This is a genomic window from Bradyrhizobium sp. DN3, assembly GCF_041357655.1.
Classification (GTDB): Bacteria; Pseudomonadota; Alphaproteobacteria; order Rhizobiales; family Xanthobacteraceae; genus Bradyrhizobium.
In genome coordinates this window covers 1-12848 of the sequence record NZ_JAULLN010000052.1, presented here as the reverse complement: position 1 = coordinate 12848, position 12848 = coordinate 1, and the positions used below count along the sequence as shown (strand labels likewise).

The following is a 12848-nucleotide window of genomic DNA, read 5'->3' as shown; positions in this document are numbered from 1 at the left end:
GCTTACGCTTGTCCGGGACGACGGCCATGTTTGCGGTGCAGATTGCACATCCGTCACCGCGCGCTACCATGCTCTCAATCAAAACGATCGGGAGACACGCCATGAGCTCACTCGCCGGCAAGCAAGGTCCGCGCTATCGCCATACGGCGGAAGACGGTGCTCCCTACGAGACCATCGCGGTCGAAAAGCTCACGCCCATTATCGGCGCGGAAATCTCCGGCGTCGACATCGGCAGGCTCGTCGATGGCGATAGCCGCTCCAACCGGCAGATGTACGAAATCCACCGCGCGCTCGCCGAAAACCTCGTGATCTTCTTCCGCGATCAGCACATCACGCCACAACAGCATCTCGCCTTCGGCCGCAAGTTCGGCGAGCTGCATTTTCATCCGGCCGCACCGCACGAGGACGAAGACCCGGCGCTGATGAAGATCTATGCCGACAAGAACTCGCCGCGCGCCAATGGCGAGGGCTGGCATTCGGATGTGTCCTGCGATCTCGAGCCGCCGATGGGCTCGATCCTCTACATCAAGCAATGTCCGCCGCGCGGTGGCGACACGCTATTCGCCAACATGTACGCGGCCTATGACGCCCTCTCTGATCGCATGAAGGCCTATCTCGACGGGCTCACCGCGCTGCATGACGGCGAGCCGATCTATCGCGGCCTCTACGCCAATTACGGCGTCGCCGACCGCCCCTCCTACCCACATGCCGAGCACCCGGTGGTGCGCACGCATCCGGTCACGGACAGGAAGGCGCTCTACGTCAACCGTGGCTTCACCCGCCACATCAACGGCATCCCGCGCGACGAGAGCGACGCGATGCTCGCTTATCTCTACCAGCACGCCGAGAACCCGCTGTTCCAGTGCCGCTTCCGCTGGACCGAGAATGCCATCGCGTTCTGGGACAACCGCTGCACCCAGCACCGCGCGATGTGGGACTACTGGCCGCACACGCGTTCGGGCACGCGAGTGACGGTGAAGGGGGAGCGGCCGGTGTAAGCGCCGCCGCGAGGAGAGCTTCGGCATCAGTTAGGTGGTGTCATGGATGCTCCCTTGGGCAACGCCGCATTGGAGGTGCCGCTGGTGTTTTGCGATGATGTGCTTCCGGAATCGGCAGCATTGAGTATGGTGCCGAGTTTGGTGGCCCAATCCTGCACCTGCTTGCCGTACGTGTCGTCTTTGTCCTTCGGGTCGAACTTTGGACACTTGTCCGGTGGTTGCAAAGTCGTGCTCGCGATCTTCGCCGCGATGTCTGAATGAAGTTGACGAAGTCCCGCCAGTGAGCGCTCGCTCTTTAGATATGATTCCCGAGGACCGTAGAAGGAGTTCAGCGCGGAGGTCGCCGTGCCCAACGAAGAGAATATTATGGCGAGGATGCCAACCCAGAGCGACAAGTTGTTCGTCGTGGGGGAATCGCCCGTCGGTGCAATGGATTTGATGCTGATCAAGATTGTGGTGATCGCACCGATCCCGACGATCGCAAGCTGAAACCAGAACATGCTCGAATAGTTCAGGTTCGCGGCGGTGGCCGATTCGACTCTGCTGCGGGTGATCGAATCGCTCAGATATATGACGGCGCGCTGGTAGTTCGACAGCGTCAGCGTGCCGCTGCTTTGTCGTTCTTTGGAAGGAAAGTAGCCGCGGCTGCCGTTGGGCAGCGTGTCCAGCCTTAGCGCAGCCCGAATGAAATCCGGTTGGGCATCGAGATCCTGTATGTTCGAGCAGGAGGCGACCGCCGCGGCGATCATCTCGTGGTCAGCGCGGGCAAGCTGCCATTCCTGTATCGCGGCGATGCTGACGTCCGAGTAAAGTTGCGCGACTCTCGTCCTGTCCGAGCTCGGTGCGTTGAAACTGTCGTAGGCGTATCGCGCGAGAAACAAGGCAGCGACGATAATGACGCTGCCCAGGGCGAGCTTCCCTATGGTGCGAACAATCCGCCAAAAGCCCGTGCCGCCCGTTGGCGGGGGAGCGACAGCAGGGGGCGGATCAGGGTCATGCGGCGGGGTATCGGGCAATTGATCCTCCAAATCTAAGAATGAAATAAGGAAATGATACAACTTGAGCGTCGATCGATCAATTGCTCTTGCAGGCCGCAAGGGTGCCACGGAAGTGACTATTCGCAGTCTATTGACCGTTCGTTTGAGCTGCGCGAAGCTTGCCCGCCGGCGTCACCAGCAAGACCAAAGACCTGCCCGCCGTGATGCTGGAACGTTTCGGCGATGTCGCGGGCTTCGTCGGTCGCCCGCGGATCGCGGCAGCGGAGTAGAGCTTGGGGCAATCGCGCAGCATCATCGCCGGGCTCGTCGCATCGATCCTGCTGTCGCCGCTCGCACTTGTCGACGCGGGCGAGGCTGTTGCCGCGCGAAAGATCGCGAGATCCAGGCCGAAGCCGTCGCCGCCGGCCAAATGCGAGATGCCGAAATTCCGGATCGTCGTGGATGTCGGGCACACCCCGGACTCCTACGGCGCGTTGAGCGCGCGCAATGATCCGGAGTTCGGCTTCAACTTCCGTCTCGCAAGTCTCATCGCGGCAAGACTCAAGTCAGAAGGCTTTGCCGCAACTCGCCTGCTCGTCACGGATGGCAAGGCGAGGGCGAGCCTGTTCAAGCGAGTCAGTGTCGCGAATGACGGCCGGGCCGATCTGTTCCTCTCGGTCCATCACGATTCGGTGCCGGACAAGCTGCTCGAGAGCTGGGAATTCGACGGCGCCACCAGCTATTTCAGCGACCGCTTTTCGGGACATTCGCTGTTCGTGTCGCACCAGAATCCGCACTTCGCCACCAGCCTGTTGCTGGCCCGGATGATCGGCAGGCAGTTGAAGGAGCAGGGCCTGCACTATGCGAGGCAATACACCCTTCCGGTGATGGGCCGCTACCGGCACCAGCTGCTGGACAAGGACGTCGGCGTCTACCGCTACGACGGGCTCGTCGTGCTCTCGCGGACGAGAAGCGCCGCGGTGCTGCTCGAGGCCGGCTCGATCATCAATCGCGACGAGGAGATGGAGATGAATTCGTCGGAACGGCAGGATGCGGTTGCGGGGGCCGTTGCGGCCGCGATGAGGGAGTTTTGCGAGCGGCGGTAGATTGCTTCGCTGCTTCAATGACGGAAGCTACAGCGGCGCGCCCCGATACTCCCTGTTTGCCAAACTCGCCTCCTCCAGATCGAGATCCCGCTCGATCCGCCGCCGCGTCTCGTCGGTGATCTGACCGTCGCGCAAGAGGTCGTGGATGAATTTGCGCTCGGCGACGATCAGCTCCCGGGTCAGTGCGATGCCGGCGGCGGAGACGTCGTGGTGGGTGGGATCGAGCGAATCGGGAAGCTGGTTGATGCGGATCTCGTGGCGGGCGCGAAGGAGCCGCATCACTTCGTCCGATACTTCCTTCTCCGCGGTCAGCGCGTCGAGCGACTTCAGCGCGGCGTCAAGCGCCTGGCGGCGTGCTGCGATCTCGGCCTCGTGCTCGCTGACATGCTCATTGCGGCCGGCCTCGGCAATGCCGAGCCAGCGCACCACTGGCGGCAGCGTCAGGCCGACGCCGATCAGCGTGATGAAGATGACGCCGAAGGCGACGAACAGAATCAGGTCACGGTACGGAAATGCTTCGCCGTTCGGAAGCGTGAACGGCAGCGCCAGTGCCGCCGCCAGCGACACCGCGCCGCGCACGCCGGTGAAGGCGAGCGTGAACGCCCATTGCCAGGGCGGCGACGGATCGCGCTCGCGCAGCGATTTGCTGAGCATCCGCGGCAGATAGGTCGCGGGATAGAGCCAGGCGAAGCGCGCGATCACGACGATCACCAGAACCACGGCGGTCGCGATCAGGATGTCGTCGAGCGGAAAGGCCTTCGACTTTTCGTAAAGCGCGCGCATCTGGAAGCCGGTGAGCAGGAACAAGAGGCCCTCGATCAAATAGATCACGAGGTCCCAGAAGAAGATGCCCTGCAGGCGCGTCGCGGAAGAAATCAGCAGCGGACCGTTCCAACTCACATAGAGACCGCAGGCGACCGTTGCGATCACTCCGGAGCCGCCGACATGCTCGGGCAGCCAGTAGGAGACGTAAGGCGTGATCAGCGACAGCGTGAGCTCGACCTGCGGATCACCCGACCATTTGCGGAAACGCAGGGAAAGCCACCCCACTCCGATGCCAAAGGCGATCTCGCCGGCGATGATGAGAAGGAATTCGCCGGCCGCCAATGGCAGCGAGAAATGCCCGACCATGATCGCGGCGAGCGCAAAGCGGTAGAGGATCAGCGCGGTGGCGTCGTTGGCGAGCCCTTCGCCCTCGAGCACGACCAGGATCCGGCGCGGCATGTGCAGCCGGCGCGCGATCGCGAGCGGCGCCACCACGTCGGGCGGCGCGACGATGGCCCCCAGCAGGAAGCCGATGGTCCACGGCAGGCCGATCATGTAATGCGTGGCGGCCGCTACCATGGCTGCAGTGAAGATCACCGCGCCGACTGCGAGCAGCACGATCGGGCGCAAATTCTTCTTGAACTCGCGCCAGCTCATGGCGACGCTTGCCGAGTAGATCAGCGGTGGCAGCACCAGCAGCAGCACCAGCTCGGGCGGCAGTTCCACCGATGGCATGCCAGGCACGAAGGCGAGACCGACGCCGGCCAGCATCAGCAGGATGGCGGGCGCGATGTTGAAGCGGCGTGCGGCCAGCGCCACGCCTGCCAGCACGGCCAGCAGGATGAGAAAGGTCTGAAACTTCGCTTCCATGACGGTCTGTCTTGACCCGGAAGCGGCTGCTGCGTCAATGCGCGCGGCTTACGCCAATCGCTCCGCCACCATCCGCCCGATCCGCGCGAACGCCGCCGCGATCTGTGCGGCGCTCGGCGTGCCGCCCTGGGTATAGGCCGCGATCAGGATCGGGGCATCCGGCCTCGGCCACACCACCGCGATATCGCCCGATGCGTCCTTGCCGTTGTTGCCGGTCTTGTCGCCGATCTTCCAGCCTGCCGGCAGGCCACCGCGCAGCCGATTTGCGCCGGTCTTGCAGTTCACCATCCATTCGGTGAGCTGCGCGCGCGAGGTCGGTGACAATGCTTCCCCCAGCACCAGGCGGCGCAGGTTTCCGGCCATCGCCGCCGGTGTCGTGGTGTCCCGGGGATCGCCCGGCCGAGAGCGGTTGAGCTCGGGCTCGTTGTGGTCGAGCCGCGAGGTGGTATCGCCGATCGATCGCCAGAACGCGGTGAGCGCGGCCGGCCCGCCGATCCGCGCCAGCAGCAGATTGGCGCAGGTGTTGTCGCTGAGCTCGACGATCGCCTTGCACATCTCAGTGACCGACATTGCGCCGGCCGCGAGATTTTGCTTGGCGACCGGCGCGTACTCCAAGAGGTCGGCATGGCCGTAAGGAATCATGGCCGCAAGGTGCTCCTCGCCGCGATCGACCCGCGCCAGCACACAGGCCGCGAGCGAGGCCTTGAATGTCGAGCACATGACGAACCGCTCGTCGGCGCGCCAGGCGAGTTTTGCGCCGGTCGGGAGGTTTTCTGCATAGACCCCGATTCGCCCGCCGCTCTCGCGTTCGTATGTTTCGAGCTCAGGCGGTGCATCCGCGGCAAGTGCGGGAGAAGCGGCCATCCAGCACAATGAGGCGAGCAGGGAGCGACGGTCGAGCAGCATGGGGGACTTTCGGGCGAGTGTGGTAGGGAGATGTAGCCTATGCTTCATCCGCACCGTCATTGCGAGCGCAGCGAAGCAATCCCGAATCTCTCTGCGGAGGGATGCTGGATTGCTTCGTCGCAAGGGCTCCTCGCAATGACGTGTGGCGAGAGTTGGCCCCGCACTGACGGAGAATAGAAGAGAGCGAGTCCGAATTCGGGCAGCGGAGGGTCGAGAGACTCCCTCACTCCCTCAGGTCGTACCGGTACGACTTCGACACGATCTGCCAGCCGTCGGCGAGCTTCATCGCCACCAAATAGTCGGTGAAATAGCGCGGCGGCAATTGGCACCGGACCTTGATGAAGGCGGTCTTGTCGTCCGAACGGTCGATGGTGACGATGAAATCCTCGCGCGGCTTGCCTTCGGCCTTGCCGGAGGGGCGCTTGCGCACGCGGTCGAGCCAATCGGGCACGGTCAGCACCTGCAATTCGCCCTTCTCGACCCAGCGCAGGTCGGCGGAGGGATGGAAGATGGCGCCGAGCTTTTCGGCGTCGCCCTCATAGAGGCCGTCAAAATAGGATTGCACGACGGCTTCGACAGTTGAACGATTTGGGCTCATGGGTCATCCCTTCGAATGATGGCTTGGGCGAACTTAGTCGTGCGCATCAAAATGCGCTATGGGTGTCTGTCGCCAATTGCGCGAGGACGCTGAAATGACCGCATCAGAGAAATCGAACGCGCGTATCCTGATCGGCGAATGCTATTGCCGCGCCGTGCGCTTCGAGGTGGCGGATGCGTTCTCCTATGCGATGAACTGCCACTGCTCGAATTGTCGCCGCACCACCGGCGCCGCCTTCAAGCCGTTCGCGGGCATCGCCCAGGACCAGCTCCGCATCGTCAGCGGCGGCGACCAGCGGATCATTTTCGGCGACGACACCACTCATGACGCGCACTGCGCCCGATGCGGCTCGCTGCTCTATTCCCGGGTGCGTGGAGGAGAATGGGTCCATGTCGCCATGGGAACCCTGCTCGATACCCCCTCGATCCGGCCGAGCGCCCACATTTTCGTGGGCTCGAAGGCGCCCTGGCACGAAATCACGGACAATCTGCCGCAATATCGGGAGCACATCGGGGTTGTCTGAGGGAACCCGATCTTCCCCGCGAACCCGCGATCCCTCTGGTGCGACAAACAAAAGTGGCCTTTCCGCTTGTCGTTGGTACCTTCGTGACCTCCATCACAAGCGCCCGCGGTGGATCTTGCTAAAGCGGTCCCAAAGGGCCCAAGCGGCCCCGAATTTCGGAAGTCGTGTCATGCGCAATTTGCTCAGACTGTGTCCGCTTCTCCTCGCCCTCGCGCTGCTGCTCGGCGCCCAACCTGCTTTCGCCGGCAAGCGCGTTGCGCTGGTGCTCGCCAATTCGGCCTATCAGCATGCGCCGTCGCTGGCCAATCCCGTCAATGACGGTTCGGTGATGGCGAAGACGCTGAAGGAGGCCGGCTTCGACGTCGTCGATTCCCGCCACGATTTGTCGGCGCTGGATACGCGGCGGGTGCTCCGCGACTTCGCGGATGCAACCCGCGATGCCGACATCGCCGTGGTCTACTATGCCGGCCACGGCATCGAGGTCGAAGGCTCCAACTATCTGATCCCCGTCGACGCCAAGCTCGAGCGCGATACCGACGTCTACGACGAGGCGCTTTCGCTCGATCGCATCCTGGTCGCGGTCGAGCCCGCAAAGCAGCTCCGCCTGGTGATCCTGGATGCCTGCCGCGACAATCCGTTCGGCAAGAGGATGAAGCGCACGATTGCCTCGCGCGGCATCGGCCGCGGCCTCGCCCAGGTCGAGCCGACCAGCCCCAACACGCTGATCGCCTATTCGGCCAAGGCCGGTTTCACGGCGCAGGACGGTGACGGCGCCAACAGCCCGTTCACGGTCGCACTGTCGAAGCATCTGACGACGCCGGGCCTCGACGTCCGTCGCGCCTTCGGCTTCGTGCGCGACGACGTGCTCAAGTCGACCGGCAACAAGCAGGAGCCGTTCGTCTATGGCTCGCTCGGCGGCGAGGATGTTCCGCTGGTGCCGGTGAAGATGACGGCTGCGGCCCCCGCGCCTGCGGCAAACCCGCAGGCCGATATCCGCCGCGATTACGAGCTCGCGCTCCAGGTCGGCAACAGGGCGGCGTGGGATGCCTTCCTCGCCCAGCATCCCGACGGTTTCTATGCGAGCCTTGCCAAGCTTCAGCTCGAGAAGATCGGCGCCGAGCAGGCCCATTCGGCGGCGATCGCGAAGGCGAAGCAGGCCGAGGCCGAGCGCGATCGGCTTGCCGCGCTCGGCGCCCAGAAGGATGCGCAGGCCAAGGCTGCGGCCGATGCCAAAGCCGCCGAACAGGCGCAGCTTGCTGCCCAGAAAACGAAGGAGCAAGCGCAGCAGCAGGCCGCCGCGGCTGAGCAGCAGCGCGTCAACCTCGCCGCTGCGGCACCGGGCGCAGCGCCGGCCAGCACGGCCGGTCCGGCCGGCACCAACGTCGCCGCGCTGACGCCTGCGACTACGCCGGCCGATCTCAGTCGCTCGGTGCAGACCGAGCTCGGCCGCGTCGGCTGCTTCTCCGGGCAGGCCGACGGCAATTGGAATGCGTCGTCGCAGCGGTCGCTGTCTCAGTTCAACCGTTATGCCGGCACCAAGCTCGACGTGAAGGTGGCGAGCACCGATGCGCTCGATGCGGTCAAGTCGAAACCATCGCGCGTCTGCCCGCTGGTCTGTGAGCACGGCTTCAAGGCCGACGGCGACAAATGCACGAAGATCGTTTGTCGTGAGGGCTATGCGGTCAATGACGACAATGAGTGCGAGAAGCAGCGTGCCGCCAAGCCCGCAACGGCCAAGCGTGTAACTGCCAAGCGCGACGACGGCGATGAGCGTCCCGCACGGCAGCGTCGTCAGTCCGCCGGCGCAGCGGGCGGTTATGGTGCCGCTGCCGGCGTTGCTGCTGCCGCTGGCGCCGGCCGCGCGACGGGTGGCGGGCAGGTCTACTGCAATAGCGGTGGCTGCCGTCCGGTCCATCGCGGCTGCCGTCTCGAATATCGCGGCGGCGGCGGCCCCGGCAACGACGCCAATGCCGAGGTCTGTTACTAGGGATCGCGGTGTCCCCACATGGGTCGTCCTGGCGAAAGCCAGGACCTATTACCACCGGCCTTGGTTTTGCGAAGACTTGTGGTTGGCAACTCAGCGCAGCAACTTCTCCCTGGGGTAATGGGTCCTGGCTTTCGCCAGGACGACTCGCCGGAGTGAGTTCAGGTCGCAATTGCGCTTGCCGCGATGTTCACCGTCAGCGCCAGCAACGCCGTGTTGTAGATGAAGGACACGATGCCGTGCGCGGTCGCCGTGCGGCGGATGGTCTTGTCGGTGATGCCGACGTCGGAGACCTGCGCGGTCATGCCGATCACGAACGAGAAATAGACGAAATCCCAATAATCGGCGTGGTCTTCCTTGTCGCCGCTCGGAAACTGAAGGCCTCCTGCCGTGCCGTGCCGATAATAATCATGCGCGTAATGCAGCGCGAAGGTCGTGTGCACGGCAGCCCATGACAGCGCGATCGTGGTGATCGCGATCGTCAGCTCCAGGACGCCGCGATGCGACGTGCCGAGCTCGGAGACGATCGCCGCGATGCTGGCGAAGGCGCCGGTCGCAGTCACTAGCAGGATGACGAAGCGGCCGTCGTCCTGCATCGCGGCGGCGCGACGGATGTGCTGGTGGTCGTTGCACAGCATCATCGCATAGACCAGCACGAGATAGACCGCGATCAGCGCGTCCCAGCCGAACAAGAGCCGCGTCACCAGCCGGTGCGTGCCTGGCAGCAGCAGGCAGACGAGGACGCCGACAGCGAGTGCGATGAACGTTCGCGGCCGCGCATAAAGCAGCCGCATCGGCCGCGACATCTGGCGGAAGCGGACGAGGACGGGATCTTCTTTTTGCATGCAGATCGTCCGGTAAGTCCTGAGCGACATCGCTGGTGCGCTCCCTCCCCCGCTTGCGGGGGAGGGTTGGGGAGAGGGTGTCTCCACAAGCGAGAACCTCCAGAGAGGAGAGAGCCCTCACCCGCGCCTTCGGCGCGACCTCTCCCGCAAGCGGGAGAGGTGAAAATCCAACGTCAGTTCTTCCGTTCGGCGACGAATCGCGCCGCGGCTTGCAGCACGGCGGCGCGGTCGCCGAAGATCGACACGGCGCTGTCGGCGCGCGCGAGCAGGTCGCGCACGCGCTGCTTGGCGCCCTCGATGCCGAGCTGGGTGACGAAGGTGGTCTTGCCAAGCGCGGCGTCCTGGCCCGACGGCTTGCCGAGCGCAGCCGCATCGCCTTCGACGTCGAGCAGGTCGTCCGCGATCTGGAAGGCTTCGCCGAGCGCACGGCCGTAATCGTCGAGCGCCTGGTATTCTTTCTGCGAGGCCTGGCCGAGGATCGCGCCGGCGATACAGCCATAGCGCAGCAGTGCGCCGGTCTTCATCTGCTGAATACGGGCGACATCGATCGGTTCGTTGCCGCCGAAGCGGCCTTCGCCGGCGAGATCGAGGATCTGGCCGCCGACCATGCCGCCGATGCCGGCGCAGCGCGCCAGCGCGCGCGTCAAGAGCAGCCGCACATTGGCGTCGCGATGGATCTCGTCGCGAGTGACGATGTCGAAGGCGAGCGTCAACAGGCCGTCGCCGGCGAGGATCGCGGTGGCGTCGTCGGTCTGCTTGTGCAGGGTGGGGCGGCCGCGGCGCAGGTCCGAATTGTCCATGGCCGGCAGATCGTCATGGATCAGCGAATAGCAGTGAATGCATTCGAGCGCGGCGCCCACGAGCAGTGCTGCTTCGCGCGGAACGCCGAACACGGTCGCGCTCTCGACCACAAGGAACGGCCGAAGACGCTTGCCGCCGTTCAGGCTCGAATAGCGCATTGCGTCCATCAGTCGCTTGGGCCGGGCGATCTCGTCGTGCAGGATGTCGTCCGACAGCAGGCGCCTGAGCAGGGCCTCGGTGTCATCAGCGGTCTTGTCCAGACGCTTGGCGAAATCGGACGGGGACGTGCCGGTCATCAAGAAGGGCTCCAGAACTAAAATTCGGCGGACAATCCTTTATGCGCCCGCCTCAGTCAATCGTTTGGAAGGCCTAAAAAGTGCTGGAAAAGGCCCGAATTATCACAGACTTAATGGCCCAGCCCGTGGCCGCGTTTCATTTTGCGCCGGAAAGGTCGATTTGCGCATCGTCAAGATCCTGCTGGTCGTGCTCGCGGTCGTGGCTCTCGCGCCCTATGTGATCGCGCCGTTTTACCGGACCGGCCATCCGGTTTCGACGCTGATGGCCTGGCGTTCGCTTCGGGGCGCGCCGATGCAGCGGCAATGGATCGATCTGGCGGCGATGTCGCCCTATCTGGCGCGGTCGGTGGTGGCAGCCGAGGACGCGCATTTCTGCAAGCATCACGGCATCGACTGGGGTGCGCTGCGTGAGGCGATCGATGATGCCCAGGAGGACGGTACGCCGTTCCGGGGCGCCTCCACCATCACCCAGCAGGTCGCAAAAAACCTGTTCCTCTGGCAGGGGCGGGACTTCGTCCGCAAGGCGCTGGAATTCCCGCTGGCGCTGTGGATCGACCTCGTCCTGCCCAAGTCGCGGATCCTGGAGATTTACCTCAACATCGCAGAGCTCGGTCCACAGGGGCAGTTTGGCGTCGAAGCGGCCAGCCTCTATGCCTTCGGCAAGTCGGCTGCCAGCCTCTCCCCCCGGGAAGCCGCCCTTCTGGCCTCGACCCTGCCCAATCCGGTCAAACGCAGTGCCCGGACCCCCGGACCCGGTGTCAGGCGGCTGGCGGCGACCTATATGGCGCGGGGGCAGGCGAGCTCGCTTGCGACCTGCTGGCGCGAAAATCGCTGATTTCGGGCCCATTTCGGGCGTATTTTCCGGCCCAAGAGCCTAGCTTTACGGCCAGCCTTCCTCTATAAGCGCGGCCTTGATCGGCATTCAGCTCGCCTCGTATTGCGGGTGCTGAGCCGTCCTTTCACGGACGATGCCCTGATGACACCAATCCCTAGAGGATATTGAAATGGCCGTTCCGAGAAGAAAAACCTCGCCGTCGCGCCGTGGCATGCGCCGCTCGGCAGACGCCATCAAGAAGCCGACCTATGTGGAAGACAAGGACTCCGGCGAGCTCCGTCGTCCGCACCATCTCGACCTCAAGACCGGCATGTACAAGGGCCGCCAGGTCCTGAAGAAGAAAGAGTCCTGAAGGCAGGATCTTTCTTCAGGCGGGATGATTGGGCCCGCCTGATTTCGGCCAACCCATGAGATAGACGGTGACGGCGGCGGAGCAAATGCTTCGCCGCCGCATTGTCCTGTCCGGATATCTTGATCGAGAAGGCATTTTGCCGATGGTCGGTTTCCCGCTGCTCCTGATTCCGCTCGCGGTCTACAACATCATCGCCTTCCTGATGCCGACGGTGTCCTTTACGGACGTGCTGTTCAAGGTGCCGATGGTGTCGGGCGAGACCTGGCCGGTCACGCTTGCCGACCTCCTGCTCGCGCTCGGCGTGGTGCTGCTGCTGCTCGAGGTGGTCAAGGGCGCGCGGCCCGGCTCGAAATTCCTGATGGATCACCTGCTGTCGCTGATCGTGTTCGGCGCGGCCGCCGCCGAATTCGTGATGTGGCCCAAATTCGGCAACTCCACCTATTTCCTGCTGGTGCTGCTCGCGATGGCCGACTTCCTCGGCGGCATCGCCCAGCGCACGCGCCGTCGCGTCACCTATGTCGCCGAGACGACGGTGGCGACGCCACGCAAGGCCAAGCGCCAGGAAGCGCCGGAGGAGGATGTGGCGTCCGAGCGCAAGTTCGAGCCGGTGATTGCGCCGCAGCCGGCACCGGCGGTGCCGCCCGCACCGTCGGCGCAATCCGTCGCCGAATCCGTGCTGATGGATCATCCGGCGCCCAAGCCGGTGCAGGGCGCGCCCTCGCCGGAAATCCCCTCGCCGCAGCTTCAGCCGGGCAACGGCACGCCGTCCTCGCCGGACGCGCCACCGCGCTGATTTCTCTGGATTCGCCTGCATCTCACCGCGGCGGCTGTGTGCTCCCTCGCCCCGTTCTTACGGGGAGAGGGTTGGGGTGAGGGGCCTCTCTCCACGGATGAGATAGCTGTGAGACCTGTACCCCTCACCCGGATCGCGAGAGCGATCCGACCTCTTGTGTCTGTAAAATCTGCCAGGATGTGCGAACGGGCGGTTCTGA

13 protein-coding genes are annotated in these 12848 nt (G+C 64.2%); 7 read left to right on the top strand and 6 right to left on the bottom strand.

Features of this window, described 5'->3' with window-relative positions; translation table 11 throughout:
* Positions 1-101: 101 nt before the first annotated feature.
* Positions 102-998: a TauD/TfdA dioxygenase family protein gene (locus AAE027_RS38140; RefSeq protein WP_370990978.1), complete on the top strand. Its 897-nt coding sequence runs from the start codon at positions 102-104 to the stop codon at positions 996-998.
* A 26-nt stretch (positions 999-1024) separates the two neighbouring features.
* Here AAE027_RS38140 and AAE027_RS38135 read toward each other — a convergent pair whose 3' ends face one another.
* Positions 1025-2014 carry a hypothetical protein gene (locus AAE027_RS38135; protein ID WP_370990977.1) on the bottom strand — a complete coding sequence of 330 codons (990 nt, stop codon included), beginning with the start codon at positions 2012-2014 and terminating at the stop codon, positions 1025-1027.
* Positions 2015-2268: 254 nt separating this feature from the next.
* On the opposite strand from AAE027_RS38135, the gene AAE027_RS38130 reads away from it, so the two are divergent.
* A complete protein-coding gene (locus tag AAE027_RS38130; RefSeq protein ID WP_370990976.1) occupies positions 2269-3081 on the top strand; it encodes an N-acetylmuramoyl-L-alanine amidase in 813 nt (270 codons plus the stop codon).
* A 27-nt stretch (positions 3082-3108) separates the two neighbouring features.
* Here AAE027_RS38130 and AAE027_RS38125 read toward each other — a convergent pair whose 3' ends face one another.
* From AAE027_RS38125 to AAE027_RS38115, 3 genes are all read right to left on the bottom strand, one after another.
* Entirely contained in the window at positions 3109-4716 is a 1608-nt protein-coding gene (locus AAE027_RS38125) for a Na+/H+ antiporter (protein WP_370990975.1), read from the bottom strand.
* A gap of 48 nt (positions 4717-4764) precedes the next feature.
* Positions 4765-5622, bottom strand: coding sequence for a class A beta-lactamase (bla, locus tag AAE027_RS38120; protein ID WP_370990974.1), 858 nt, complete (start codon positions 5620-5622; stop codon positions 4765-4767).
* A gap of 223 nt (positions 5623-5845) precedes the next feature.
* Positions 5846-6220, bottom strand: a complete 375-nt coding sequence (locus tag AAE027_RS38115; protein WP_370990973.1) for a nuclear transport factor 2 family protein — start codon at positions 6218-6220, stop codon at positions 5846-5848.
* 94 nt (positions 6221-6314) lie between these two features.
* Here AAE027_RS38115 and AAE027_RS38110 point away from each other — a divergent pair, with 94 nt between their 5' ends.
* Together AAE027_RS38110 and AAE027_RS38105 are read left to right on the top strand one after the other, a co-directional pair.
* On the top strand, positions 6315-6743 hold the full coding sequence (locus AAE027_RS38110; RefSeq protein WP_370990972.1) for a GFA family protein: 429 nt from the start codon (positions 6315-6317) through the stop codon (positions 6741-6743).
* A gap of 169 nt (positions 6744-6912) precedes the next feature.
* A complete protein-coding gene (locus AAE027_RS38105) occupies positions 6913-8730 on the top strand; it encodes a caspase family protein (RefSeq protein WP_370990971.1) in 1818 nt (605 codons plus the stop codon).
* 158 nt (positions 8731-8888) lie between these two features.
* Here AAE027_RS38105 and AAE027_RS38100 read toward each other — a convergent pair whose 3' ends face one another.
* Positions 8889-9572, bottom strand: coding sequence for a DUF1345 domain-containing protein (locus AAE027_RS38100; protein WP_091896586.1), 684 nt, complete (start codon positions 9570-9572; stop codon positions 8889-8891).
* Between the two features lie 173 nt (positions 9573-9745).
* Positions 9746-10669 carry a polyprenyl synthetase family protein gene (locus AAE027_RS38095; protein ID WP_370990970.1) on the bottom strand — a complete coding sequence of 308 codons (924 nt, stop codon included), beginning with the start codon at positions 10667-10669 and terminating at the stop codon, positions 9746-9748.
* A 160-nt stretch (positions 10670-10829) separates the two neighbouring features.
* Here AAE027_RS38095 and mtgA point away from each other — a divergent pair, with 160 nt between their 5' ends.
* The 3 genes from mtgA (at position 10830) to AAE027_RS38080 (ending at position 12649) form a co-directional block, all read left to right on the top strand.
* Positions 10830-11504 carry a monofunctional biosynthetic peptidoglycan transglycosylase gene (gene mtgA, locus AAE027_RS38090; protein ID WP_370990987.1) on the top strand — a complete coding sequence of 225 codons (675 nt, stop codon included), beginning with the start codon at positions 10830-10832 and terminating at the stop codon, positions 11502-11504.
* Positions 11505-11673: 169 nt separating this feature from the next.
* On the top strand, positions 11674-11856 hold the full coding sequence (gene rpmF, locus AAE027_RS38085; RefSeq protein WP_007598106.1) for a 50S ribosomal protein L32: 183 nt from the start codon (positions 11674-11676) through the stop codon (positions 11854-11856).
* Positions 11857-11998: 142 nt separating this feature from the next.
* Positions 11999-12649 carry a hypothetical protein gene (locus tag AAE027_RS38080; RefSeq protein ID WP_370990969.1) on the top strand — a complete coding sequence of 217 codons (651 nt, stop codon included), beginning with the start codon at positions 11999-12001 and terminating at the stop codon, positions 12647-12649.
* Positions 12650-12848 lie beyond the last annotated feature (199 nt).